Source organism: Candidatus Baltobacteraceae bacterium (genome assembly GCA_036489885.1).
In the GTDB taxonomy this organism is placed as follows: Bacteria; Vulcanimicrobiota; Vulcanimicrobiia; order Vulcanimicrobiales; family Vulcanimicrobiaceae; genus JAFAMS01.
The window spans coordinates 1,105,300-1,129,059 of record DASXEW010000003.1 but is presented as its reverse complement, the minus strand read 5'-3'; the positions used below and the strand labels follow the sequence as shown (position 1 = coordinate 1,129,059).

Annotated in this window: 29 protein-coding genes; 17 read left to right on the top strand and 12 right to left on the bottom strand. The window is 61.1% G+C overall.

The genetic code is table 11. The features are described 5' to 3' along the window. Positions 1-19: 19 nt before the first annotated feature. The 7 genes from VGG22_11390 to VGG22_11360 form a co-directional block, all read right to left on the bottom strand. Positions 20-565: a GNAT family protein gene (locus tag VGG22_11390; GenBank protein ID HEY1728969.1), complete on the bottom strand. Its 546-nt coding sequence runs from the start codon at positions 563-565 to the stop codon at positions 20-22. Between the two features lie 85 nt (positions 566-650). Beyond that, positions 651-1,079, bottom strand: coding sequence for a hypothetical protein (locus VGG22_11385; GenBank protein HEY1728968.1), 429 nt, complete (start codon positions 1,077-1,079; stop codon positions 651-653). Next, positions 1,072-1,389, bottom strand: coding sequence for a helix-turn-helix transcriptional regulator (locus tag VGG22_11380; GenBank protein ID HEY1728967.1), 318 nt, complete (start codon positions 1,387-1,389; stop codon positions 1,072-1,074). The genes VGG22_11385 and VGG22_11380 overlap by 8 nt, the downstream gene beginning before the upstream one ends. Positions 1,390-1,520: 131 nt before the next feature. After that, positions 1,521-1,967, bottom strand: coding sequence for a MaoC family dehydratase (locus VGG22_11375; protein ID HEY1728966.1), 447 nt, complete (start codon positions 1,965-1,967; stop codon positions 1,521-1,523). A 99-nt stretch (positions 1,968-2,066) separates the two neighbouring features. Further along, the gene (locus tag VGG22_11370; protein HEY1728965.1) at positions 2,067-2,189 is read right to left on the bottom strand and encodes a hypothetical protein; all 123 of its coding nucleotides are present in this window, start codon (positions 2,187-2,189) and stop codon (positions 2,067-2,069) included. Positions 2,190-2,193: 4 nt separating this feature from the next. Beyond that, a complete protein-coding gene (locus VGG22_11365) occupies positions 2,194-3,423 on the bottom strand; it encodes a DUF1501 domain-containing protein (GenBank protein ID HEY1728964.1) in 1,230 nt (409 codons plus the stop codon). A 96-nt stretch (positions 3,424-3,519) separates the two neighbouring features. Continuing rightward, positions 3,520-4,869, bottom strand: coding sequence for a DUF1800 domain-containing protein (locus VGG22_11360; GenBank protein ID HEY1728963.1), 1,350 nt, complete (start codon positions 4,867-4,869; stop codon positions 3,520-3,522). Between the two features lie 159 nt (positions 4,870-5,028). Here VGG22_11360 and VGG22_11355 point away from each other — a divergent pair, with 159 nt between their 5' ends. Genes VGG22_11355 through VGG22_11335 form a run of 5 tightly spaced genes read left to right on the top strand, consistent with a single transcriptional unit; the run spans position 5,029 to position 10,606 of the window. Then, positions 5,029-6,639, top strand: a complete 1,611-nt coding sequence (locus VGG22_11355; GenBank protein ID HEY1728962.1) for a carboxyl transferase domain-containing protein — start codon at positions 5,029-5,031, stop codon at positions 6,637-6,639. Further along, positions 6,640-8,484, top strand: a complete 1,845-nt coding sequence (locus tag VGG22_11350; GenBank protein HEY1728961.1) for a hypothetical protein — start codon at positions 6,640-6,642, stop codon at positions 8,482-8,484. A gap of 19 nt (positions 8,485-8,503) precedes the next feature. Beyond that, complete coding sequence (locus VGG22_11345) at positions 8,504-9,169, top strand: Crp/Fnr family transcriptional regulator (GenBank protein HEY1728960.1); 666 nt, start codon at positions 8,504-8,506, stop codon at positions 9,167-9,169. Position 9,170: 1 nt separating this feature from the next. Further along, complete coding sequence (locus tag VGG22_11340; protein HEY1728959.1) at positions 9,171-9,689, top strand: thioredoxin-like domain-containing protein; 519 nt, start codon at positions 9,171-9,173, stop codon at positions 9,687-9,689. 35 nt (positions 9,690-9,724) lie between these two features. Then, positions 9,725-10,606, top strand: a complete 882-nt coding sequence (locus tag VGG22_11335) for a PhnD/SsuA/transferrin family substrate-binding protein (GenBank protein ID HEY1728958.1) — start codon at positions 9,725-9,727, stop codon at positions 10,604-10,606. Here the strand turns inward: VGG22_11335 and VGG22_11330 are convergent. After that, the gene (locus tag VGG22_11330) at positions 10,603-10,983 is read right to left on the bottom strand and encodes a VOC family protein (GenBank protein HEY1728957.1); all 381 of its coding nucleotides are present in this window, start codon (positions 10,981-10,983) and stop codon (positions 10,603-10,605) included. The genes VGG22_11335 and VGG22_11330 overlap by 4 nt on opposite strands. Before the next feature lie 20 nt (positions 10,984-11,003). Between VGG22_11330 and VGG22_11325 the strand changes: the two genes are divergently transcribed. After that, positions 11,004-11,546, top strand: coding sequence for a GNAT family N-acetyltransferase (locus tag VGG22_11325; GenBank protein HEY1728956.1), 543 nt, complete (start codon positions 11,004-11,006; stop codon positions 11,544-11,546). Here VGG22_11325 and VGG22_11320 read toward each other — a convergent pair. Together VGG22_11320 and VGG22_11315 are read right to left on the bottom strand one after the other, a co-directional pair. Then, complete coding sequence (locus VGG22_11320; protein ID HEY1728955.1) at positions 11,543-12,277, bottom strand: molybdopterin-dependent oxidoreductase; 735 nt, start codon at positions 12,275-12,277, stop codon at positions 11,543-11,545. The genes VGG22_11325 and VGG22_11320 overlap by 4 nt on opposite strands. Then, positions 12,274-13,089: a cytochrome b/b6 domain-containing protein gene (locus VGG22_11315; protein HEY1728954.1), complete on the bottom strand. Its 816-nt coding sequence runs from the start codon at positions 13,087-13,089 to the stop codon at positions 12,274-12,276. Before VGG22_11315 ends, VGG22_11320 begins: the two co-directional genes overlap by 4 nt. Before the next feature lie 74 nt (positions 13,090-13,163). On the opposite strand from VGG22_11315, the gene VGG22_11310 reads away from it, so the two are divergent. The 4 genes from VGG22_11310 to VGG22_11295 are packed head-to-tail and all read left to right on the top strand — an operon-like array spanning position 13,164 to position 17,379. Further along, complete coding sequence (locus VGG22_11310) at positions 13,164-13,952, top strand: enoyl-CoA hydratase-related protein (GenBank protein ID HEY1728953.1); 789 nt, start codon at positions 13,164-13,166, stop codon at positions 13,950-13,952. Beyond that, positions 13,949-15,787 (top strand): biotin carboxylase N-terminal domain-containing protein, encoded by a 1,839-nt coding sequence (locus tag VGG22_11305; GenBank protein HEY1728952.1) that lies wholly within the window; start codon positions 13,949-13,951, stop codon positions 15,785-15,787. The genes VGG22_11310 and VGG22_11305 overlap by 4 nt, the downstream gene beginning before the upstream one ends. A 21-nt stretch (positions 15,788-15,808) precedes the next feature. Further along, the gene (locus tag VGG22_11300; GenBank protein HEY1728951.1) at positions 15,809-16,735 is read left to right on the top strand and encodes a hydroxymethylglutaryl-CoA lyase; all 927 of its coding nucleotides are present in this window, start codon (positions 15,809-15,811) and stop codon (positions 16,733-16,735) included. After that, a complete protein-coding gene (locus VGG22_11295) occupies positions 16,732-17,379 on the top strand; it encodes an MOSC domain-containing protein (GenBank protein ID HEY1728950.1) in 648 nt (215 codons plus the stop codon). The genes VGG22_11300 and VGG22_11295 overlap by 4 nt, the downstream gene beginning before the upstream one ends. 185 nt (positions 17,380-17,564) lie before the next feature. Here VGG22_11295 and VGG22_11290 read toward each other — a convergent pair whose 3' ends face one another. Continuing rightward, a complete protein-coding gene (locus VGG22_11290) occupies positions 17,565-18,206 on the bottom strand; it encodes a hypothetical protein (protein HEY1728949.1) in 642 nt (213 codons plus the stop codon). Positions 18,207-18,263: 57 nt separating this feature from the next. On the opposite strand from VGG22_11290, the gene VGG22_11285 reads away from it, so the two are divergent. Genes VGG22_11285 through VGG22_11255 form a run of 7 tightly spaced genes read left to right on the top strand, consistent with a single transcriptional unit; the run spans position 18,264 to position 23,235 of the window. After that, a complete protein-coding gene (locus VGG22_11285) occupies positions 18,264-18,575 on the top strand; it encodes a cupredoxin family copper-binding protein (protein ID HEY1728948.1) in 312 nt (103 codons plus the stop codon). Next, complete coding sequence (locus VGG22_11280; GenBank protein HEY1728947.1) at positions 18,572-19,453, top strand: metallophosphoesterase; 882 nt, start codon at positions 18,572-18,574, stop codon at positions 19,451-19,453. Before VGG22_11285 ends, VGG22_11280 begins: the two co-directional genes overlap by 4 nt. After that, complete coding sequence (locus VGG22_11275; GenBank protein ID HEY1728946.1) at positions 19,453-19,947, top strand: sigma-70 family RNA polymerase sigma factor; 495 nt, start codon at positions 19,453-19,455, stop codon at positions 19,945-19,947. Before VGG22_11280 ends, VGG22_11275 begins: the two co-directional genes overlap by 1 nt. Next, positions 19,944-20,564 carry a zf-HC2 domain-containing protein gene (locus VGG22_11270; protein HEY1728945.1) on the top strand — a complete coding sequence of 207 codons (621 nt, stop codon included), beginning with the start codon at positions 19,944-19,946 and terminating at the stop codon, positions 20,562-20,564. Before VGG22_11275 ends, VGG22_11270 begins: the two co-directional genes overlap by 4 nt. 18 nt (positions 20,565-20,582) lie before the next feature. After that, a complete protein-coding gene (locus VGG22_11265) occupies positions 20,583-21,752 on the top strand; it encodes an amidohydrolase family protein (GenBank protein HEY1728944.1) in 1,170 nt (389 codons plus the stop codon). Positions 21,753-21,754: 2 nt separating this feature from the next. Further along, a complete protein-coding gene (locus tag VGG22_11260; GenBank protein HEY1728943.1) occupies positions 21,755-22,888 on the top strand; it encodes a glycosyltransferase family 4 protein in 1,134 nt (377 codons plus the stop codon). Beyond that, on the top strand, positions 22,879-23,235 hold the full coding sequence (locus VGG22_11255; protein HEY1728942.1) for a VOC family protein: 357 nt from the start codon (positions 22,879-22,881) through the stop codon (positions 23,233-23,235). Before VGG22_11260 ends, VGG22_11255 begins: the two co-directional genes overlap by 10 nt. Positions 23,236-23,239: 4 nt before the next feature. Here VGG22_11255 and VGG22_11250 read toward each other — a convergent pair whose 3' ends face one another. Next, entirely contained in the window at positions 23,240-23,758 is a 519-nt protein-coding gene (locus VGG22_11250) for a class I SAM-dependent methyltransferase (GenBank protein ID HEY1728941.1), read from the bottom strand. Between the last annotated feature and the right edge of the window lie 2 nt (positions 23,759-23,760).

Below are 23,760 nucleotides of genomic sequence, written 5' to 3'. Positions count from 1 at the left end.
AAACGCGCGCCGCCTGTTCCTAAGAAGAGGATGCTTTTCGTAGCGAGAGCCCCATATATGCGATGTCGTACAGCGTTCCGTCCGACGCCTTGGCGTGATCGATCAACAAGCCTTCGTGACGGAAGCCGAGTTTTTCAAAGACGCGCACGGTGTCACGATCTTCCACCAACATGCGCGCGACGATCCGCTCGAGCCCCAGCTCGCCCGCAAGCAGGATCGTTCGATCGACGAGCAGCGTGCCCAAACCCAATCCACGCGCTTCGTTCGAAACGACGACGAGGATGCTGCCGAGATGGCGCTTCCACTTTGCCGCATCGCGCTGCAGAACGGTGAATCCGATGATCTTACCGTTACGGCGCGCGACCGCGCCCACAGCATTGCTCTTGTTCGCCGGATCGGTCCAGCGCTGAATTACAGCATCATCGTTGATATCGAATCCGACGAAAAGCAGATCGCGCTCGGGAAGCGCGCGAAGCAGTGCGGCGACCTCCGATTCGTCTTTCCGGTCGAGCGGTTCGATCGTGACGTTCGAGGCATCACGCAAACGTTGACCCGGCGCGCTCATCGCGGCGGCTCTTGCGCTAAAAAGAAAGCGGCCCCTTTACGGGGCCGCTCCGAGATAGCCGGTCTACTTTTTCTTGCGCTTCGGCTTAGTTTGACGAGACCGTTGGGCGCTGGATCTCTTCGACGCGCTTGGCAAAGCCTTCGTAGGTTTGATCGGCGGCGTCTTTGACGTAGTTGATGTTGCTGATTCCGGTGCGAAAGAGCCCACGCGTCGTTTCGACGGCCGTTTCTTGCCACTCCGAACCCTGCTTCGCAAGCTTCTCGGCAAGCGCAGCGGACTCGGATCCGGTCTTTTGCGCAGCTGCGACGTTCAGCTCGACGAGCTGTCCGGCGCGCTCGAGATTCTCTCGATACGCTGCCTCGAACGCGGTCGAGGTGTACGGACGCGACATGATCTCATACGACGACTTCATGTGCTCGAGGAAACGGTGGTTCGCATTCGCAGCGGCTTCCATTAGGAGACCGTACGTGCCGCTCATGAGGTCCAGATAGCTCTTGGTTTTATCGTTACTCATCGTTCTTTTTACTCCACTTTCCGGTGTAGAGACTGAAGAACGCGTCCAAGTTCGACCGGTACTGTTCGAGCGACGAGCGCCAGATATCGAGTGCCGCTGCACCTGCGTCCGTGAGCGTATAGACACGTCGCGCCGGACCCTGCTCTTTGGGGTCCCACCATGACGTGATGTAGCCGTCGCGTTCGAGTTGCCGGAGCGCCCTGTAAACCGTCCCCGGATCGGAGACGACCGCGAAGTTTTCCTTGAGAGCTTTCATGATCTCGTAGCCGTGTAGTTGATAGCCCTTGAGCATCACCAGCAGCCACGCCATCAGGTAGTTCTTGGGAGTCCCTCGCGGAGGGAGCCCGGCTTCCTTACTCCGGGCGGGGTCGGTATCGTTCTTCATCTCTGAGTTTGGGATAGTGGCATTTTACACCTATATGCAATACCGGGTCAAGAGCTTTAGGCGGCGGTTTCGGCGCTTGCGTCCTGCTCCGGAGCAGCTGAGCGGACATCGGTAACGAGCACCACGGCCTGGCCGTCGACGACTTTGACGCCGTCCTGGTTCGTGCACTGGGTGACCAGGGTGAGGACGCCCTTCTCGGCTCGAAATTTCGAGACGATCACGGTCGCGGTAATCGTATCCCCGAGGTAGACGGGCGCCAGAAAATTGACACTCTGGCTCAAATAGATTGTCCCGGGACCCGGGAATTTCGTTCCCAGAATCGCCGAGATATAGGAGACGGCGAGCATACCGTGTGCGATCCGCCGCCCGAAGCGCGTGCCGGCCGCGTACTCTTCATCAAGATGGACGGGGTTCGTATCGCCGGTAACTGCGGCAAACCCCTCGACGTCCGCAGCCGTGACCGCCCGGGTCAGCGAGGCACTTTGGCCTTCCGTGAAATCCATTACCAAAGAGCGTTCCTTCCACCGGGTTTGACTCCTCGGCATTTCCCAACTATATGCCCAATGTCACCCGCTCGAGGCAGCACGGAAAGCCGTGCGTAGCTACGGCTCGGTGCTAGCCGGGGGATCGGAGGCGGGAAACGTCTCGGCTACCTCTTTGTCATAGTCATCGAGCCCTTCGTCGATATCCAGGCCGTCAGGCGGCGTCTTCGTATCGTTCTCCATGGAGCTAGGCTATGATGGGCAGCCTCGGAAAATCCCCCACGATGATCCCTTGCGACGAACGGCCGAGCCACTTCTCAATGACCGTCGCGTAGACGCTGCGGAAGTCAGTCGTGTACTTGACGTCGCCGTTATCAAGATCGTCGAGCGACGGATGATTCGCGTACACGCCGCCCTTGATCGAGCCGCCGATCATGAACACGGGCGCAGCTTCGCCGTGATCCGTACCGCGGCTCGCATTCTCGGCGACGCGGCGTCCGAATTCGGAGAACGTCATCGCGAGCACACGCTTGTCGTTGCCGTGTGAGGCAAGATCCGCGTAGAAAGCAGCGACTGCATCCGAGAATTGCTCGAGCAACCGATCCTGCGTCGCCTTTTGATTCGTGTGCGTATCAAAGCTGCCGTGCGTGACGTAAATGATGCGCGTACCAATTTGGCTTCCGATCATTTGCGCGGCAAGTGCAAGACTGCGTCCGATGTTCGTCGCCGGATATTGGGCGTCGGTCTTGTAGTTGGCGACCAATTTCGGCAGCTCTTCGGAACCGCGTTGCGCGTTGACTTCGATCTCGGCAACCTTGCCGAGATATGGTGAGCTGAACGGCTGCGTCGTGTCGCTTAGCATCGAGCGGAACGCAGCGGCCCCGCCGGCTTTGCGATCGCTCGCGAGTCCGTAACCGCGCAGATTCCCATCGAGTGCCGGAACGTCGATCGTGCGCGACCCAAACAGCTCGGGAAGCACCGGCGAGACCGCGACGGCGTTGAAGAGATTGTCTTTCGGAAGACTCGCCGCGTCCAGATAGCGCCCGATCCAGCCGGTAGCCGAATATCCCTCCGGATCCGCGGTCTGCCAGATTTCTTGCGAGCGGAAGTGCGAGTGATCGGGCTTCGGATACCCGACGCCTTGAATCACGGCGACCTCTCCGCGGTCGAACATCGCCTTGAACGATTTCATGTTCGGATTGAGTCCGACCTGATCGTTGAGGCGAAGCACGTCGCCTTGTGCGACGCCGAGCATCGGGCGGTATTTGTAATACTGCGGCATCGAATACGGCACGACGCAATTGAGGCCGTCATTGCCGCCCTGCAAGTTGATCAGCACGAGGACGCGATCGTCACTCGGACCGGTTACGCCCGAAAGGGGCGCCTGCGCGAGCGCACGGCCGAAGAAGTCGGCGTTTTTCGCGACGATTCCCAAACCGGAGAGTGAGCCGAGTAAGAAGCCGGCGCGAGTCTGCATTATTTTCATTCTAAAGGCGCTCCGCCCCAGGCTCCGCCGAGCCCGGCGCTATTGCGATAACGTTTACATTCCCCAAGGGGGCTCGTAAGAACATTATCATGCTAGCTGGTACGCAGGCGTCGCCATCGCGAGATAGATCGCGCCGCGGATGCGTTCGTCGAAATTCTCGCCGCTAAGCATCGCCAGGGCCGATGTCCCGGCTCCACTGAGATAAGCGTCGAGCTGTGCGCGCGATGCGGGCGAGATGTCGCCTTGCAGTACCTGCGTCACGATGTGCGTCGAGAGTGCTTTCGGGTCCAGCGAGGCGCCCTGTGTGAGCCACGTCGCCGTCTGCATCATTTGCGGGTTCGCGCACAACGTGCTCGCGAGATTCTCCCGCGTTAAGAGCGTCCCACTGTTGATCCATGCTGCACCACCATCCCAACCTTTGACGTTCGGCGGATAGAAGAGACGCTGACCCATGCGAGTCATTGCGCCCAAAACGGGTTGCTCGATTGCCGCGGACGGCAGCGAGAACAGCTTGTAACTGCCGACGACGAATTCGGTCGGGCTCTTGACGAGCGCGCGATATGCGCGATCGGAGTGGAAGACGTTGCTGCGCAGCAACACCGACATCACCGGCGCCAGGTCGAAGTAGTTTTTTTTCAGCTGATATGCGACCGCATCGACGAGCTCCGGTTCCGGATCGCTATAGACGTAGAACTCGAGCAGTTTCTTGGCAAAGAATTGCGCCGTTGCCGGCTGTTGGAAAATGATGTTGACGATGTCGTCGCCGGTGAAGTTGCCGTTCTGGCCGAGAAATGTTTTCGAGTCGTTATCGTGTTGACGCGGATTGAAGACGAATTGATCGTCAGCGTCGAGCGTGTAGCCGGTAAAGGCGCGCGCCGACTCGCGAACGTCTTGCTCGGTATAGTTTCCGATGCCGAGCGTGAAAAGCTCCATCAGCTCGCGTGCGTAGTTCTCGTTCGGGTGCTGCGCGCGGTTGGCGCGATTGTCGAGGTATTTGAGCATCGCGGGATCATGCGAAACCGCGAGCGCCAATCTGCGAATGTTGCCGAGCGCATAGCTGCGGTAAAGCTGGTTCTGCGTCAAGACCTCTTGCGCAGTGATACCCTTGCCTTGGTAGGCGCTCGTGAAGTGACCGTGCCAGAACAGCGTCATCTTCTCTTGCAGCGGCGCCGGCGTCGCGATCATGCGGCCGAGCCACCATTGCATGAGCGCAACTGCGTTCTCGAAATGCGCCCGGCCAAGCATCTTGATCTGGTCGGCGCTCAGCCCCATTGCGCGCAGCTCTTTGCGCGGTGTGTCCTCCGCGAGCTGCGGCGTCGCTTCGAGCTGCGAGGTATCCGGGAAATGGATCAGACGCTCGACCGCCGCGTCTAGCGACATCGCGGCAAACGCAGTCACCTCGGCGGGGGAACCGCCGAAGCCGGCGCGCCGCAGCAAGTGCGCTGCCCCCCGCGCATTCCAAGAGCCGCGATAAGGGAGGAGGGCCGTCGGCGCATCAAGCGCGCCGGCCGGGCGAAAGCTACCCGAAGTGGTGGCGAGCATCGTCCTTAGGAGCGTAGCGGTCGCCGCGCCTTCGTGCTTGAAGAAGCGATGAGAATGACTCTGCTGCAAACCCACGTGGACCCCAGGGAGCCTTCCTTCGATCAGAACGCCACGACGATGGCGACGCTCGTGCGCGAGCTGCGCGAGCGCCTCGACGAAGCACAAGCCGGCGGCGGTCCCGAGGCAACCGAGCGTCATCGCTCACGCAACAAGCTGACCGCGCGCGAACGCATTGCGCGCCTCATCGATCCTGGGAGTGCGTTCCTCGAACTCTCCGCGCTTGCGGCGTACGGAATGTACGAAAATGCGTCGCCCAGCGCCGGGATGGTGACGGGGGTCGGCACCGTGAGCGGACGCGACTGCATCATCGTATCCAACGACGCGACCGTCAAAGGCGGCACGTACTATCCGATGACGGTCAAGAAGCATCTGCGCGCGCAAGAGATCGCGGAGCAGAACCATCTGCCATGCATCTACCTCGTCGATTCGGGCGGTGCGTTCTTACCGTTACAAGCCGACGTCTTTCCCGATCGCGAACATTTCGGACGCATATTTTACAACCAAGCCCGCATGTCGGCGAAAAAGATTCCGCAGATCGCCGCGGTGATGGGATCGTGCACCGCAGGCGGTGCGTACGTCCCTGCGATGTCCGATGAAACCGTGATCGTGAGCGGCACTGGAACGATCTTCTTGGGCGGACCGCCGCTCGTCAAAGCTGCGACCGGCGAAATCGTCTCGGCCGAAGAGCTGGGCGGCGCCGACGTGCACACGCGCATCTCGGGCGTCGCGGATCATCTCGCCGAAAACGACGAACATGCGCTCGGCATCGTCCGCGATATCGTTGCGCATCTCGGACCCGTGCGCTCTCCGGCCTGGGACGTCGCGGAATCGGTTCCTCCGCTACGCGATCCGCGTGAGATCTACGGCATCATTCCGCGCGACCTGCGCATCGGATACGACGTCCACGAAATCATCGCGCGGCTCGTCGATGCTTCCGCCTTTCACGAATTCAAGGCGCGTTACGGAAACACGCTCGTCTGCGGCTTCGCGCGCATCGAAGGCCACCCGGTCGGCATTCTCGCCAATAACGGAATTTTGTTCAGCGAGAGCGCGCTCAAAGGTGCGCACTTTATCGAACTGTGCGCGCAGCGTGGGACGCCGCTCGTTTTCCTGCAGAATATCAGCGGTTTTATGATCGGAAAAGCGTACGAAAACGGCGGCATCGCCAAAGACGGCGCTAAGCTCGTGACCGCGGTGTCGTGCGCCGAGGTTCCGAAATTCACGGTAATAATCGGCGGGAGCTTCGGCGCCGGAAATTACGGTATGAGCGGTCGCGCGTATTCGCCGCGCCAGCTGTGGATGTGGCCGAACGCGCGCATCTCGGTGATGGGAGGCGAACAAGCTGCCTCGACGCTTCTAACGGTGCGTATGGATGCGGATCGCGAACGAAACGGCAACACCTACAGCGCACAGCAGCAAGAGCAATTCAAAGCGCCGATCCTCGCGAAATACGAACAGGAAGGCAATCCGTATTATTCCACCGCGCGGTTGTGGGATGACGGCATCATCGATCCACTCGACACGCGCCGTGTGCTCGGCATCGGCTTGCGCGCCGCCTCACGCGGCCCGCGCGGCGATACGACCTTCGGCATCTTCCGGATGTAAATGTTTCACGCGCCCGAACGGCATGCGATTCTCTCACGCACGCAAATTGCGCGAATCGTTTTCGTATTCGTGCTCGGGGCCTTCGCGCTCGCGCGAACGCTGCCGGACGCGATCCGCGTCTTTACGCCGCTGACGGTTTTTGGCTACTACACCGATTCGGCCGGAGTCATCACCTCAGTCCTCAAGAATTCTCCCGCAGCAAAGGTGGGTCTGCGCGCCGGCGATCGCGTCGACGTACGTGATTTCGCACAAGCCGACCGCAAAGAAGGGCTGATCGGCAAAACATACAGCGCTTACAATTCGCAGCGGCACATGACGATCGTGCGCGATGGCGTGCGCATGTCGTACGAGATCAACGGTGTCCCCGAAGGCGTACCGACGCGCGGTGTCATCTTACTGCGCGAGCTCGTCGCATTCATCACGATCCTGATCGGAATGCTGCTCGCGATCGTGCGTCCCAATCGAGCCTCGCTCGGATTCTTCCACTTCGTGATCGGCGGCGAAGTCTACCCGAACGCGATGACGAGCATCTGGCTCGACTACCCGTGGCGCATGATCGTCGACGGGATAAACGACGTGCTCGTTGCCGGCGCGGCCGTCGGCCTCCTCATGTTTGCGCTCGGCTTCCCGCGTGACATTCCGGTACGTTGGCGCATCCCGGTCGACATCATCGGCGCACTCGTGTGGCTCGCGAGCGCGGCGCTGCTGCTCTCCGCGGATATCGGTGCGACGTACTTTGCGCGCCCCGCGCTCGCCGAAGCCCAAATCTACAACGGCGTTCAAAGCACGATCTACATCGGTGCGATGTTCGTCTTCATCGTAACGTTGATCCGCTCGCGCGGGTCGGACCAAATTCGCGTCGGGGCCGTGGTCAGCGCTTTCATGGTCGCGATCATCGGTTATCTGGTTGCGGAGCATTTCTATCCCGGACCACTCAAGTATTGGGAGTACGTCGCGCTGGAAGCGTTGCCGGTCATGCCCGCGCTAATCGTCTTCTACGGGGCGACGCGTTATCACATGATGGGGATCGACTTCCTCGTCAATCGCGCGCTCGTTTATGCGGCGATGATGGCCGCCGTCGTCGGCATCGTCGGCCTCGCCGAAGAGGGCTTCAGCTACTGGTTCGTGATGAACACGAACCTCGCGTACGCGATCATCATTGCCATCACGCTCGTCTTCGGAACATTTTTCGGAAAGATTCGCGACACGGTCCGGTTCGTCGTCGACCGCATGCTCTTCCGTGACCGTCTCTTTGCGCACGACAGTCTCGACGTGCTTGCGCGCGAGATCCCGCACGCGCTGGATCGCGATCGCATCGAATACGCGCTGACCTCAGCCGTACAGCAGGCGCTGCGGCTCCGTTGCGCCGTGCTGTTCGAACAGCGCGGCGATCATTTCACGGTCGTCGCCGACACGCATTGGCCTCCGAGCGCAACCTCGATTCCGCAAGACGACCCGGCGCTGCAGCGCGTCATCCAACAAGGCATTGCGCAATTTCTCTCGGAGCGCGACTACCTGCCGTGGTCGCCGGACCTCAAAGCCGTTGCGCCGCGCGTCGCGGTTCCGATCGACGTCGACGGCGGCTCGCCGTTCGTCGCGATCTACGGACTTGAGATGAGCGGCGTCGATATCGACCCCGACGAGACGCGAGCGCTCGAACGTTTGGCTGCGAGCGCTGCGATTGGATTTTCTAACCTCCGAACCCGCGAGCTTGCGCAGCATCTCGAAGAACTCATCAACCTGCGGACCGAAAACGAGCAGCTCCGCTCGCGGGTCGCCGAGCTCGAGAAGAACGGGGCCGTAAGCCGGCTTACGGAAGCGCCGCGCTCGCCTGCCTTAGAGTGAGCGGGTGATTGCCTTCAAAATGAGCGAGAACAAAGTCTTCTACCTCAAGAACAACCGGCTGTTCTCCGGCGTTGGTGATCGCGTCGATGACACGGCGCACATCTTCACGACCGTTCTGTATCCGGCCAAGACCGCGATCTTCGAGCAAGGCGACCCGACACGGCTCGTGTACCTCGTCAAGCGCGGTAACATCCGCATCTCGCGGATCACACCCGACGGCAAAGAGATCACGGTCGCGATCCTCGGCGCAGGCGACATCTTCGGCGAAGAGACATTGTTCGCAAAAGGTCAACGCACGACCGTCGCAACGACGATCGGCGAAGCGCTGGTGTGTACGGCACGCGCCGACGATCTGTTCGAACTGCTGTCGCGCGATCCCGAACTTGCACTGAACGTTGCCAAGATCGTACACGACCGGCTCGACGACGCGTCGGCGACGATCGAGGATCTCGCGTATGCGAAGGTTGCGGACCGTTTGATCAATCTCTTCGAGCGTCTCGCAGCCGAGCACGGTGTCGAAACCGCCGAGGGAACGCGCATCGACGTTCGTCTCACGCACGCCGATATTGCTTCGCTGATCGGAAGTACACGCGAGACCGTGACTGTCGAACTTGCGAACCTGTCGCGCGACGGACGGCTGCACAGCGATCATGGCATCTTCACGTTGCTCCATGAAAAGCACTAGGGTGACGCGCCGCGATGCCTTAGTAGCGGCAACGCTCCTTACCGGAGCGCTCACATTTGCGCGGCCGCGAGGAGCGAACGCGGCCGCGCGAACGCTCGATCCGATTCTAGCCTACGGCGACTGGCTCGACGTGCGGCCGACCGCAGAATCGTTGCAGGGCCGCGTCGTGCTCGTCGACGTCTTCACGTTTGCGTGCTGGAATTGTCAGAACGTCACGCCGAATCTGCGCACGCTTCATCGCACGAAGCCCAGCTCCGATCTCGTCATCATCGGCGTACACACGCCGGAGACGCCCTACGAGCGCGACCGTGCGAACGTCGTCGCCAACCTCAAGCGGCTCGGCATCACCTGGCCCGTTGCAATCGACAACAACTCGAAGTTATGGAACACGTACGGCGTCCAGTATTGGCCTACGCAAATGATATTCGATCGCAACGGCAGGCTGCACACGACCGTCGTCGGCGACTCGCAAGATGCCGACGTCGACAAAGCGATTGCCCTTTTGTCATCCCGAGCGTAGGCGCGTAGCGCCGTAGTCGAGGGAGCGCGATAACTTTGCAGGACGCGGCGATCGTCACGCCTGAAAACGCGACCATGACGCTCGCTCCGGAAAAGACATGGTCGGTACCGCAACAGCTCTTTGCAAGCATGCCGTGGTACGATCTGCCGGAAATTCGCGAAGCGACGGATGCGTTTTGGACTGCGCTCCGCACCAAGCTCGCCGAACGCGGGATCGAAGACCTTCCGCAGCGGCTGGACCGCGACGTACCGTACGGCGTCGATTGGAACAGCAAGTGTCTTTTCACGCAAACCTGCGGCTATCCGATCTTCACGACCGCGCGTACGCAATTTCACGTGCTGGGAATCCCATGCTACACGGCGCCCGGATGTGACGGCCGCTTACATCGCAGTTTCATCGTCGTACGGGCGAGCTCGAACGCGCGTGATATCGAATCTCTGCGTGGCGGCACATTCGCGATCAACGAACCTGATTCCAATTCAGGTATGAATCTGCCGCGACGCCTCTTCGCGTCATATCATCGCGACGGGCGTTTCTTCGAAGAACGAGTCGTAAGTGGCAGTCACGCCGCGAGCATCGAGCTCGTCGCGGCCGGTCAGGTGGACGCAGCAGCCGTCGATTGCGTTACGTACGCACTCTTGCAGCGCTATCGACCTGATGCTGTTGCCGAAACGCGTGTGATCGCTGAGACGCCAGCGTCGCCGGCGCCACCCTTTGCAACCTCCGCACGGATCGACGCGAGCATCTTTCGCATCCTACGCCAAACGCTGACAAGCGTGATTCACGATCCGCAGGGTCGCGAGATCTGCGAACCACTGATGCTCGGCGCCGTCGAGCTCGCAGACGAATCAGCCTACGCGGTCGTGCTCGAGTACGAACGCGAGGCCGAGCTCATCGGATATCCGGCGCTGCTCTAAGTATAAAGCGTGCCTTGCTCGACGAAGCAAAGCTGGTTTCCCCAAGGATCGATGACGTAGAACGAGCGCTCGCCCCACGGACGCTCGAGTACTTCACTTGCCGGTTCGTCGTGCACCATGAACGTCGCGAGAGCGTCGAGCGCCTTTGCACGCTTGTGCGCGGCATGGACGTCGTCGACCGCGAAATAGAGAGTCGGGCACGGTTGTGGATTTTCGCCGCCCGCCGAGACGTCGAGGACCGACAGTGTTACCTCACCGATATCAAAATAATGGCGCGCGCCGGGATGGCGTTTCCCCGGCATGTCGAGCAGCTCTGAATAGAACGCGGTCGCTTCATCGATACCGGCGACCTCGATGCTGACCCGGAAGAGTGTCATCACGTATCGTAGTGCCTCCCATGCTTAGGGTTCGTCCTCTGACGCCCGATCTCTGGCCGGCGCTCGAGGATCTCTTCGGCCCGCGTGGCGCAACGGACGGCTGCTGGTGCATGTACTGGCGCATCGGCAAAGAGTACAAGAAGCGCGAACGCTCTGAGAACAAACGCGCGTTCGGGCGCATCGTCAAGCACGGTCCGCCGCCGGGATTGCTCGCCTTTGAGGGTGAGCTCGCGGTTGGCTGGTGCCAGGTGACGCCGCGCGCCGACCTCCCAATTCTCGATCAACGACGCGTCTCACCACGAGTTGACGATTTGCCCGTTTGGTCACTCTCGTGCTCTTACGTGCGGAAGGGCTACCGTCGTAAAGGCATCGTGTCGGCATTGATCGCCGCCGCGGTCAAGGAAGCTAAGCGCGCAAAAGCACCCGCGCTCGAAGCATACCCCTACGTAACAAGACAACCCGTGTACGTCGGATTGCTATCGACGTTCAAGCGTGCGGGATTCGAAATCGTGGCTCGACCCACGCCGAGCCGCGCAATCGTTCGGCACAATCTAGGAGCCTAAATTCCAGCGTACCACTCGTAGCCGTTATCTTCCCAATAGCCGCCTTTGCCTTCGCCGATCGCGGAGAATGACGCAACGAGCTCGATGCGCCGCACCCATTTCGCGCTCTTGTAGCCGAGTTGCGTGGGAACGCGTAACCGCACCGGTGCGCCGTGCGCGGGATCGAGGGACGCGTCGTTCAGTTTGAGAGCAAGCACGGTCTGCGGATGCGCTGCTTCGTGCAAGTCGAGGCTCTCGTAGTAGAGCGACATGTCGGAGGTCGTATCCATACAATGGAACACCGCGTAGCGCGCGCCGTGCTGCGGCATCGCCATCGCGATTGCATCGCCGAGTCGGACGCCGGACCATTTGCCGATCGCACTCCATCCTTCGACGCAATCGTGGCGTGTGATTTGCGTCAGCTGCGGCATCGCGCGCAGTTCCGCAAGCGTGAACGCTTGCGGCCGATCGACCAGTCCGTCGACGATCAGCTTATAGCCGCGAAAATCGTCCGTCGCCCAGCGCGTATATTCCGTCGTCATCGGCGGATCGAAACCGTTCGTGCGAAAATCACGGTCGACTGCCACGTCCGTATAAAGACGAGCCATTCCGCGCGTCCCGATGATGCGGTGATCGAGCGGCTGAACGACGCCGAGCGCGTTGTGAATCCACGTCGTTTCGTTGAGCTTGTTGCCGAGATGATAGCCGCATCCCGTTAGCCCAAGCGATGCGAGGAAGAAGCCGCGCTTCACGGTCCGACTCCGTCGTGTTTGCCGAGCCGATACCAACCCGTGATCATCGACTTGAGATTCTCGATCGGCCGCGTCGTGATCACGAAGAACATGTGCACGCCGAAATACATGATCAGCAGCGCCATGAACGTGAAGTGCCACAATCGGGCGAATTGACGCCCGCCGAACACGGCTGTAAGCGGTCGGGCGATCGCATCAACGCCCGGCGAGAGCGCAAGCCCCGTGAGGATGATGAGCGGAACGAGCACGAAGAGCACGAGCGTGTACGTGATCTTTTGCAAAGGATTGTATTTGCCGTGCTCGGGCGGATCGCGACGCAGCTTGAGATAGTAGAGCTGCATCGGTAACGCTTTTTTGAAATCGGACGGACGTGCTATCAAGTCTTTGAGATCGCCGCGGATCGCCGCCGAGATCACGTATGACGACCACGCAACGACGAGCACCCATGCAAAGAAGATATGCCAGCGGCGTCCGTCCGCAAGATCTTGATAATTTGGCAGCGTGATCCAGCCCGGGAAAGCGCGTTCTTCTTGCGCGCCCGCGCCGTCATCGGTGTAGCCGAACAAGCCCGTCGTCTGAAACTCGTGGCCGAAGATCGTCGTCGTCCCGATCGATCCGTGCGGACCTTGCTGCGCATCGAACGAGAGGACGCGCCTTGCCGGATTGCTCTTATCGGAGGCGTCAAGGTACGGCGCGGCGTTGAAAATCTGCAAGCCGCTCGTCACAAGGACGAGAATTGCAACAAACCACAGCCAGTGCGTTGCACGTGCGGCGACCGAGTGGCGATAAACCGGCTTATTAACCGTTTCCATCAAGTGCCAACGATAGGCTATTCGCGGTAGGCCCGCGGTAGGCCGCCTTACCTTCGCGCAGAAGCCGCAGCCCCATGGAGCCTCTCGCACGCCTCTCGGTGGAACGGAATGGCACGGTCGCTCGCGTCACGCTCAACCGGCCCGACGTGCGGAACGCATTCAATGCCGAGCTGATCGCCGAGCTCAGCCGGACCTTTGCCGACATCGACCGCCGGCCGGAGTTGCGGGCCGTCGTCTTATCCGGCGAAGGCAAGATGTTCAGCGCCGGCGCCGATATCAATTGGATGCGCGCATCGCTCGAGCTCAGCGAGGACGCGAATCGCCGCGATGCCGAGGCAATGTCGGATATGTATCGCGCGATCGACCGTTGCAGCAAGATGGTTATCACGCGCGTCCACGGCGCTGCCATCGCCGGCGCATCCGGTTTGTGTGCCGTCTCCGACGTCGTCGTAGCCGCTGAGGGATCGATCTTCGGCTTCACCGAGACGAAGATCGGAATCATTCCCGCAACGATCGCTCCGTTCGTGGTGGCCAAGATCGGACTATCGCAGGCTCGTGCATTGTTCTTGACGGGCGAGCGCTTCGACGCCAAACGTGCTTTGAGCATCGGTCTCGTGCATCATGTCGTTCCGGAATCGGAGCTCGACGACACGATTGCGCGCGTGCTCGATGAATTGATGACCGCAAGTCCGACGGCAGTAACCGCGGCGAAGCGCGCGCTGGCAGCCATTTGCGACGCATCGTATGATGACACGCGCGCGATTTCGGCGCGCGCAATCGCGGCGCAACGCGTCAGCGAGGAAGGCCAAGAGGGCCTGCGAGCGTTTTTGGAACGCCGCAAGCCGCGCTGGATATCCGAATGATTCGACGCCTCCTCATCGCGAATCGCGGCGAGATCGCGGTTCGCGTCGCGCGCGCGGCCCGCGAGATGGAAATTGTACCGCTCGGCGTCTATTCGGATGCCGACGAGCGCGCATTCCATCGTCGCGTCATGAACGAAAGCGCGCGCATCGGGCCGCCACCCGCGCTCGAGTCGTATCTCAACATCGGCGCGATCCTGGATGCGGCGCGTGCGATGGACGCGGATTCGGTCCATCCGGGATATGGTTTTCTCGCCGAAAGCGCGACATTTGCGTCGGCGGTGCGCGACGCCGGACTCGTGTTCGTTGGGCCGCCCACGGAAGCTATCGCTGCAATGGGCAGTAAGATCGAGTCGAAGCGCCTCGTGCGCAAAAACGGCGTTCCGACGATTCCCGGCTACGACGGCGACGATCAATCGAGCGCGCGCTTGCGCACCGAAGCGCAACGCATTGGGCCGCCGGTCTTGATCAAGGCCAGCGCGGGCGGGGGCGGGCGCGGCATGCGTATCGTCGAGGACATCGCGCAATTCGATGAAGCGCTCGACGCAGCGCGACGTGAAGCTAAGAGCGCGTTCGGCGACGATCGCGTCCTGCTCGAAAAATATCTGCGCAAGCCGCGGCACATCGAAGTGCAAGTCCTCGCGGACAAATTCGGCGCGACCGTACACATGGGCGAGCGCGAATGTTCGATTCAGCGGCGCCATCAGAAAATTTTGGAAGAGGCGCCCTCGGTCGCGATCGACGATGCGTTACGCACGCGTCTCGGACAGGCAGCGATCGCGGCAGCCCGTTCGGTCGGCTACGAAAACGCCGGCACCGTCGAGTTTCTCGTCGATGAGGGCAAGTTTTATTTCCTGGAAATGAACACGCGCATTCAAGTCGAGCATCCGGTCACGGAGCTTGCCTACGGCGTCGATCTCATTCGCGCGCAGATCGAGCTTGCGAGCGGAGATGGCATGCGCCCCGAGTTCAAGCGCGATCTCTCGCCGCGCGGTTGGGCGATCGAGGTGCGTTTGTACGCCGAGGATCCTTCGACGTTCTTACCGTCGAGCGGAACGGTGACGCGTTGGATCGCTCCCGAAGGTCCGGGTATTCGTGTCGACTCCGGCATCGCACCGGGAAGCGAGGTGGGCGTTTGGTATGACCCGATGCTCGCGAAGATCATCGCGTGGGGTGGTTCACGTGAGGCTGCGATTCGCCGGCTTTCGTGCGCGCTCGACGAGCTCGAGATCAGCGGCGTTCGCACGAATCTTCCGCTTCTGCAATGGATCTTGCGCGACGAAGCGTTCAACGCAGGCGCGACCAGCACGAATTTCTTGAACGAACGTTTGCCCGAAGGCTTCGATGCTGCGTCCGAGGACGTCGATGACGACGATATTCTAGGCGCGGCAGCGGCGGCGCTTCGCGACGGCGCATCCTGGCGCGTCGGGTCGACGGGTATTCCGCTCGATCTTTCCGTCGGCGGCCGCACCGTTCGTTTGCGCGCCAGTTTGATTGAAGGCGATCGCTGGAAGATTTCGGGCGACATTTCGGGCGAAGTCGCGCTCGGCGATACGAATAGTGCACGCTACACGCTGGCTGCACCGCCCCGCTCGGATGTCGACGTTCACGCAACCGGCGGCGGCGATGGGACCGTCGTCGCGCCGATGCCGGGAAAGATCGTCGCGGTCGCGGTGCAAGAGGGCGAAGAAGTCGAGGAACGCGCGCTGCTGGTCGTACTCGAAGCAATGAAGATGGAGCATCGCATTGAGGCGCCGGTCGCGGGGACCGTCCGTGAGATCGCCGTCGCCCCGGGCGCACTCGTCGCCGCCGGCGAACGCCTCGTCACTATCACCTGACGTTCGGTGTTGTAGGTGCCGATGAGCGCGCTCAGTCTTACTAACCTTCCTCCGCGGGTCAAGGTCGTTGAAGTCGGCCCCCGCGACGGATTGCAAAACGAAAAAGCCCACATTCCGACGGCCGACAAGATCCGTTACATCGATCTGCTCACGGATTCGGGCCTGGCGGTCATCGAAGCGACATCGTTCGTGAGCCCGAAAGCAATTCCACAGCTCTCGGACGCCGACGAAGTCTATCGCACGATCAAGAAGCGCGACGGCGTCACGTATCTCGTGCTCGTTCCGAACGAAAAAGGGCTCAACCGCGCGATCGATGCCGGTGTGCGCTCGATTGCGGTCTTCACCGCCGCAAGCGAAACGTTCACGAAGCGCAACATCAACATGTCGATCGAGGAATCTCTCGACGTGTTCGGCGCCGTCACCCGGCGTGCGCGTGAAGCCGGGATGTGGGTGCGCGGTTATATCTCGACGTGCTTCGGTTGCCCTTACGAAGGCAAAGTGCCGGTTGAGAACGTCGTGCGCGTCGCCGAGTCGCTCGCCGAGATGGGAATCGACGAGATCTCGATCGGCGACACGATCGGTGTAGCAACACCGAATCAAGTTGTCGAGCTGTCCGCCGCGCTGCAGACACACCTGCCGGTAGAACGGCTCGCGATGCACTTCCACGACACGCGCGGTACGGCGCTTGCAAATATCGTCGCGGCGCTTGAGATGCAGATCGCCACGTTCGATGCATCGAGCGGTGGCCTTGGTGGATGTCCGTACGCACCGGGCGCTTCAGGTAATGTTGCGACCGAAGACGTGCTCTATCTTCTGCACGGCATGGGGATCGAAACGGGCGTCGATCTCGACAAAGTGCGGCTGGCGTCGCGCACGCTCGCCGGCGCACTCGATCACGAGCTGACCTCGAAGACATACAAAGCGCTAGAAGCTGCAGCCGCTGGGTGATTCCCGAGCATAGCCCTCAAGTCGTCTCGATCAACATCGGGCAAGTTAAGACGATTGAATATCGCGGGAAACCGATTCGAACCGCGATTCTCAAAACGCCGTACGACGGGCGTCTGCGGCTCGAAGGCGTCAATTTGCGGGGCGACGATCAAGCCGATCGTCGCGTGCACGGCGGTCCCGAACGCGCAGCGTACGCGTACGCGCTCGAAGACTATTTGTGGTGGCAAGACCGTCTCGGCCGAACGATACCGCACGGAAAATTCGGCGAGAACCTCACGCTCAGCGGCGTCGACATCAGCGGCGCGCTGATCGGCGAGCGCTGGCACATCGGCAACGCCGTCGTGCAAGTGACGTCGCCGCGCGTGCCGTGCTACAAACTTGGCTTCGTCATGAACGATCAACGCTTTGTCAAGCGCTTTGCAGACGCGTTACGTCCCGGCGCCTATCTCGGCATCGTGCAGGAAGGCGACGTCGGCCCCGGTGACGCTGTCGAAGTCATCTACAAGCCCGATCACAAGCTCACGCTGCGGGAAATGATGCGCATCTACTTCTTCGATCATGAACGCCTGAGCGAGATGCTTGTCCCCGAATTGCCGACCGGCTGGCGCGATTGGGTAAAAACGGAAACTGCCCCACCCGATTAATGCTCCTTGTCATCCCGAGCGTAGGCGCTTCCGTGTCACCCTGAGTGTAGGCGCTTCCGTGTCACCCTGAGCGTAGCGACCGAAGGGAGCGAAGTCGAAGGGCAGCGACAACCTCGTCCTTCACCTCTGTCGCTGTCCTTCGACTACGGCGCTTCGCGCCTACGCTCAGGATAACAGTGGGATAACTAGCGCCCGAAGAGCCCATGGGGTGGGCGGCGAGTTGGAGACGGCGTCGGTGTAGGTGACGGAGTTTCCGTCGGCGTTGCGGTTGGAACCGGTGTTGGACTCGGCGACGGCGTCATACCGAATGGGGTCGGCGTCGGTGACGGCGTGATCGTCGGACGCATCGTGGGCTCTTCGTGGAACGGCGGGAAGCCTTGCTCGATACGCAGCCGCGCGAGATGCGCGTATTTCGAATCCGGCCAATTCGTGACGATGTGGTGCAGCATGTCGATCGCGTGGTTGCGCGCGTCTTGCGTCTGGATTTCCGCGTAGAGCTCCATCAAGTGAAATGCCGTCGGCTGAAGCCAGTTGTCGCGCGGATATTGCTGCTGCCACGCAAAGAGTGCTTGCTCGATCCATTCCGCATCGTGCACGAGATCCGCGTCGGTTTCGGTGCGCCACGTATAGTAGCGCGCCAGCGCGTCGACGCCGTTGCGAATTCCGATCGGGCTCATCTGCATCGTTCCGAAATAGCGATCCAGTGGAGCGGCCGGATTCGCGGCCGGTGAAAGCGTCGGCGCCGGGACAACCGCGTTCGCGGTTGCGTTTCCAAGAATCGGCGCTACGACCAGCAAGCAGACGAGAAGCGAGCGTAAGAACGTCACCGCGACTCTCTTACCCAGAAAGTCATCCGCTACCGCCCCCTCGCGCGTAGTAAGGACATGATGCCATTCTTGCTCGCCGCGCTCATCGCGCAGGCCAGCTCCGCTACGCCCATCCCCAAGCCCGCGATCGTCGTCCACATGAAAAACTTTGCCTTCGTTCCGGCGACGATCCACGTCAAATCCGGTGACGCCGTCGAGTGGGTCAACGACGACACGGACGCACACACGGTCGACTCGGCCGATAAGCTATTCGACTCAGGTGGCCTCGATACGCACGAGCAGTACACTCGCGTTTTTTCCAAAGCCGGCTCGTTTGCATACTTCTGCGCACTGCATCCTTACATGAAAGGAACGGTCATCGTTCAATGAAGCGCACCGATTTTCTCGAGCATGTCGGCTGGACGGGTCTCGGCCTGGCTTACACGATCGGCGCGTCCGGTCTCGTCACCGCTCCGGCCTCGGCCGCCGATATGCTGACCTTCGTGCAGATCAGCGACAGTCACATCGGCTTTCACCAAGCCCCGAACACGAATCCCGAAGCGACGCTGAAGATAGCCGTCGACGCGATCAACGCGCTACCGGTGCAGCCAAAGTTCGTCATCCATACCGGTGACGTCACGCATCTCTCCAAGCCGGCGCAATACGATTCCGCCAAGCAAATCCTCGGGACGCTGCGCGCACCGCTAATGGTGATCCCCGGCGAGCACGACGTCATCGGCGATGACGGCCTGAAAACGTATTTCCAAAACTTCGCGCGCAAAGACGCACCCAGCGGATGGTATTCGTTCGACCTGGATGGCGCCCACTACGTTGCACTCGTAAACGTCTTCAACTTCGAGAAAATGGGATTGATCGGTAACGACCAGCTCGATTGGGTCCGCAAAGATCTGACTGCGCAAAAGCCGTCGACCCCGATCGTCGTATTCGGTCACGTCCCGCTCTACACGGTCTATCAGCCGTGGGGCTGGCTCACCGAGGACGGCGCGCAAGTCGTCTCGATGCTGCAACGCTTCGACAACGTCACCGTGCTCAATGGACACATTCACCAGATCCTCGAGCACACCGAAGGGAAGATTCAGTTCCGTACTGCGGCGGGAACCGCGTATCCCCAACCCGCACCGGGGAAGGCCGCAGCGCCAGGGCCGGTTGCCGATCTTCCAGCGGACAAACTTCTTTCCACGCTTGCATATCGGCAAGTCACGATCAACGGGGGGAAGATCGCGCTCAGCGACAAGATGCTTGGCTAGTGGACCTCGACGAGATCTACCGGTCGCACGCCGACGTGTGTTTCTCCGTTGCTATGCACCTGCTGCGCGCACCGGACGACGCACAGGACTGCGTGCACGACGTCTTCGTTCGCGTCTGGCAGAATCGCGACGCCTATTCGCCGGAGCGCGGGTCGCTACGCGCGTTTCTCATCGCTTGCGTGCGAAATGAAGCGCTGACGCGGCGCCGAGCCGACGCGCGTCACCGTGCAATCGACGCACGTGAAGCTCTCGGCGAGGCGACGACGGAGTTCGAGGTTGCGGATCATGTCGAGCGCGCACGTGTGCGCCGCGCGCTCGACACGCTTTCCTCGGAACAACGACGAGCGCTCGAGCTCGCATACTTCGGTGGATTGACGCACCGCGAGATCGCGGACGCCCTCGGCGAACCGCTCGGCACAATCAAAAGCCGGCTTGCGCTCGCATTGCGCAAGCTCGCCCGCGAACTCGGCGCCAAGCAAGGAGCAACCTCATGAGCACGCATCTCGGCGACGAGCTCGAGCTATACGCGCTCGGCGACCTCTCACCGGAAGAACGCGCGAACGTCGAACAACATTTGGCGACGTGCGATGAATGCATTCGCGCTCTCGCCAACGCGGAAGAAACGCTCGCGCAGATGACGAGCTTGCTCCCGGCCTACGGTGCACCGCGCCGAACCACCCTCGGGAATTTCTGGATGATGCCTGCCGCGCGCATGGCGATCGCTGCGGCATTTGTCGTCGGGCTGCTCGTTGCAGCCGGGACAATCCCGTTCTTGACGGTCAAGCCGGGGACGAGCAGTCAAGACGCGCGCGCGCAAGTCGCGATGACGCATGCACATTTCGAGCACATACAGCTGGCGTCGCTTGTCACCGGCGCTCCGGCCGTCAAAGTGATTTACGCGCGCGACCGTTCGTGGATGTACGCGATCGCCGATGACGGCCGCCCGGGCTATCATCTCTATATCGCAGCCGGTTCGTCTCCACCGCGAGATCTCGGCGAGCTCGTCGCACACGACGGTTCCGCCTCGTTGTTCGTCGAGCGTCCACCGGCCGGCAACGAGCTGCTCCTCGTCAGTAACGATCGCACTCTCGCGCGGGGAATGTTACCCTAGGCGCGAACGCTGGCGCCGATGCGCATAAAAGCTGGAAAATTCTATGATGGCACATTGGACGCGCCGAGAACCAACGTCATCATTACGATCGATCAGGCGAAGGTTGTAAGTATCGAGCCTGCCGGCGACGGTGCGAAAGCCGATCGCGAAGCCGCAGCCATCGTCCCGGGGCTGATCAACGCCCACGCGCACTTGGAAATGAACGGCGAGCCGCAAACGCTGACGGTCTTCATCGTGAAAAACGAAGAGCAGCGCCTGCTCTCCGCCGTCGCGAGCGCGCAGAAGGCGCTGCGCGCCGGCGTGACCGCGCTACGCGATCTCGGTTCGAGCGCGCGCAACAACGTCGAAGTGCGCAACGCCATTCGCGCAGGACTCATCGAAGGTCCGACCGTCGTCGCCGCCGGCAAAGCGATTTGTATGACGGGCGGCCATGGTTGGTGGTTCGATTCGCGCCAAGCCGACGGACCCTGGGACGTGCGCAAGGCCGTTCGCGAGCAACTCAAATCGGGCGCCGACTGCATCAAGATGATCGCGACCGGCGGTGTCTTGACGCCCGGTGCGGTCGTCGGCAACGACCAGCTCAGCGAGGAAGAGATGCGCGCCGGAATTCTGGAAGCGAAAACACACGGCATGCGCGTCGCCGCGCACGCGATCGGCGCGAACGGCATCAAGAACGCAATTCGCGCGGGTGTCACGTCGATCGAGCACGGAAGCTACATCGACGAGGAAGGCGTCGCGCTGATGAAACAGCACGGCACGACGCTCGTCCCGACGTTGAACGCCCTCATGGGCATCATCGAGAACGCGAGCGATTTCGACATACCGAAGTACGCGATCGACAAAGCCAAAATGGTCGGCGAGCAGCTGCAAGCCAACATCCTGCGTGCACGCAAAGGCGGCGTGCGCATCGCCGGAGGATCGGATGCCGGAACGCCGTGCAACAAGCACGAGGACTATGGACGCGAAATCGAGCTGATGACGCAGATGCTCGAGATGACGCCGCGCGAAGCACTGAATGCGGCGACGCAGATCTCGGGCGATTTACTCGGCATCAGCGAAGGCGTCCTCAAAGCCGGTGCTCCCGCTGATCTCTTGCTGCTCGACGATGATTTGGAGCGCACCGCTCTTCCACTCAAACGCCCGCTAGCCGTCATCAAAGCGGGCAACATCGTCTTCCACCGCGCGTGAGCTTGGCGGGTCTTCGACTCGCAATACTCGGGTCGATCTCGTGGCCATCGCCGCCGGCGGGCTACGGTCCGTGGGAACAGATCGCGTATAACATCGCCGAGGGAATGCTGGCGCGCGGACTCGACGTCACGTTGTTTGCGACCGGCAACTCGCAAACGCGTGCAAAGCTGGTCTCGACCGTTCCGGTTGGATTGAATGAAGATCCCGCGCTCAACGGTGAGGTCTACAGCTCGCTGCACATCGCGTCATTGTTCGAGCGCGCCGGCGAGTTCGATCTGATTCACAACAACTTCGATTGGAAGCCGCTGACATACGCGCTTGCAACGACGTCGCCGCCGATGCTCACGACGATTCACGGCTTCTCGTCGCCGCCGATTCTCGGCGCGTACTATCGCTGCGCGCACCGCAGCTTTTTCTGTTCGATCAGTGATTCGGATCGCGATCCGGGTTTAGGATATTTGGGTACAGCCTACAACGGCATCGATCCGGGGGAGTTCACGTTCGTCGCCCAGCCAGGCGACTATCTCGTCTTCCTCGGTCGATGGCATCCTGAAAAGGGCGCGCATCTAGCGATCGAGATTGCAAAGAAAGCCGGCGTTCGCCTCAAGATGGCAGCCATTCCACAAGACGAGCACTACTTCAAAGAAATGATCGCACCACACATCGATGGCGACCAAATTCAAGATCTCGGCCCGGTGCTGCGCGAAGCGCGCGACAAGCTTTTGCGTGACGCGCTCGCACTCGTGCACATGACGACGCGACCCGAACGCTTCGGTCTCACGATGGTTGAAGCGATGGCGTGCGGCACGCCGGTCCTCGGCGCACGAATGGGATCGACCCGCGAAATCGTCGTCGACGGCGTCACCGGCTACCTCTGCGATTCCGTACCCGCAGCCGTCACACGTGTCCCGGAGCTCGCGGGACTCTCGCGGCACGCGTGCCGCCGGCGCGTCGAAGAGATGTTCACGATCGACCGTATGGTCGAGCGCTACTGCGGCTACTATGAGGAAGCGCTGCGTCTTCGGACTCCTCCGGAGCCCTCCGCGGAGCAGCTCGCGGCACGCAGCCATGACTGGTGGGACCGGCCGCAGGCCTTCACCGACATCCCGCCCAAGCCACGGACGCAATGTTACTAAGCATTTCGATCGTGATGCTCGGCGCATCGGATATGGACCGATCCATAACGTTCTACCGAGACCAGTTGGGCTTACAGCTCACGTCGCAAAATGCAGATTTCGCGTTCTTCGATGCCGGCGGGACGACGCTCGCGCTGAGTCGCGCGCACGCGCAACACAGCTCCTCGCTGATCGGAGCAACCGAGGTCGTCTTCGGGGTCGAAGGCGTTAAAACCGAGTACGACAAGCTCAAGAAGCAAGGCGTCAAATTCGTCGACGAACCACACGAAGTCAAAGGCGGCGAAGAGTGGACGACGTCGTTCACGGATCCCGACGGACACCTGCTCTCGATTTTCGGCCCGCCCTAAAGCTTCAGCGGCTCGCTTTCACGACGACGAACCACGGATCGACCGCTTCGGCGATGCGTGGCTCGACGATTTTGACGATGCGCCAATCCGTCTCGACGATTGCGTGGACGATCGATTGCAATGGGCGGCGCCAGTAACGGCGAGAATCATCGACGACGAGTCCGGTTGAGAAGTAGTCGACCCCGAGGCCGTCGTGCAAGCCGCGGCACGGATGGTGCGTTGAGAACACGAGCGATCCGCCCGGACGCGTAACCCGCCGGAATTCACGGAAGAGCGGCTCCCACTCGCGCACGTAGTGCAGCGTGAGCGACGAGAATACGAGATCGACGGATTCTTTTTGTTGCGGCAGCGGCTCGCGGAGATCGTGTTCGTTCGGATCGACCGAGACAATGCGCGCGCCGTGTTCGTCGAGCCACTGCGCGTGTTCGCTGCCCGCCGGGCCGAGATCGAGCACATCGAGTCCGCGTACGTCGCCGGCCGCGGCTCGAATTACCGGACGTTCGTAATCGTCCTCGAAGCTCAGTC

Excerpts from the sequence above, each read along its gene's own strand:
- VGG22_11270 (HEY1728945.1), top strand. The coding sequence starts at position 19,944 with ATGAGCACGCATCTCGGCGACGAGCTCGAGCTATACGCGCTCGGCGAC.
- VGG22_11385 (HEY1728968.1), bottom strand. The coding sequence starts at position 1,079 with ATGAGTAACGATAAAACCAAGAGCTATCTGGACCTCATGAGCGGCACG.
- VGG22_11355 (HEY1728962.1), top strand. The coding sequence starts at position 5,029 with ATGACTCTGCTGCAAACCCACGTGGACCCCAGGGAGCCTTCCTTCGAT.
- VGG22_11325 (HEY1728956.1), top strand. The coding sequence starts at position 11,004 with ATGCTTAGGGTTCGTCCTCTGACGCCCGATCTCTGGCCGGCGCTCGAG.
- VGG22_11370 (HEY1728965.1), bottom strand. The coding sequence starts at position 2,189 with ATGGAGAACGATACGAAGACGCCGCCTGACGGCCTGGATATCGACGAA.
- VGG22_11255 (HEY1728942.1), top strand. The coding sequence starts at position 22,879 with ATGTTACTAAGCATTTCGATCGTGATGCTCGGCGCATCGGATATGGAC.
- VGG22_11345 (HEY1728960.1), top strand. The coding sequence starts at position 8,504 with ATGAGCGAGAACAAAGTCTTCTACCTCAAGAACAACCGGCTGTTCTCC.
- VGG22_11365 (HEY1728964.1), bottom strand. The coding sequence starts at position 3,423 with ATGCAGACTCGCGCCGGCTTCTTACTCGGCTCACTCTCCGGTTTGGGA.
- VGG22_11305 (HEY1728952.1), top strand. The coding sequence starts at position 13,949 with ATGATTCGACGCCTCCTCATCGCGAATCGCGGCGAGATCGCGGTTCGC.
- VGG22_11350 (HEY1728961.1), top strand. The coding sequence starts at position 6,640 with ATGTTTCACGCGCCCGAACGGCATGCGATTCTCTCACGCACGCAAATT.
- VGG22_11285 (HEY1728948.1), top strand. The coding sequence starts at position 18,264 with ATGATGCCATTCTTGCTCGCCGCGCTCATCGCGCAGGCCAGCTCCGCT.
- VGG22_11390 (HEY1728969.1), bottom strand. The coding sequence starts at position 565 with ATGAGCGCGCCGGGTCAACGTTTGCGTGATGCCTCGAACGTCACGATC.
- VGG22_11330 (HEY1728957.1), bottom strand. The coding sequence starts at position 10,983 with ATGACACTCTTCCGGGTCAGCATCGAGGTCGCCGGTATCGATGAAGCG.
- VGG22_11380 (HEY1728967.1), bottom strand. The coding sequence starts at position 1,389 with ATGGCGTGGCTGCTGGTGATGCTCAAGGGCTATCAACTACACGGCTAC.
- VGG22_11310 (HEY1728953.1), top strand. The coding sequence starts at position 13,164 with ATGGAGCCTCTCGCACGCCTCTCGGTGGAACGGAATGGCACGGTCGCT.
- VGG22_11315 (HEY1728954.1), bottom strand. The coding sequence starts at position 13,089 with ATGGAAACGGTTAATAAGCCGGTTTATCGCCACTCGGTCGCCGCACGT.
- VGG22_11300 (HEY1728951.1), top strand. The coding sequence starts at position 15,809 with ATGAGCGCGCTCAGTCTTACTAACCTTCCTCCGCGGGTCAAGGTCGTT.
- VGG22_11265 (HEY1728944.1), top strand. The coding sequence starts at position 20,583 with ATGCGCATAAAAGCTGGAAAATTCTATGATGGCACATTGGACGCGCCG.
- VGG22_11280 (HEY1728947.1), top strand. The coding sequence starts at position 18,572 with ATGAAGCGCACCGATTTTCTCGAGCATGTCGGCTGGACGGGTCTCGGC.
- VGG22_11375 (HEY1728966.1), bottom strand. The coding sequence starts at position 1,967 with ATGGATTTCACGGAAGGCCAAAGTGCCTCGCTGACCCGGGCGGTCACG.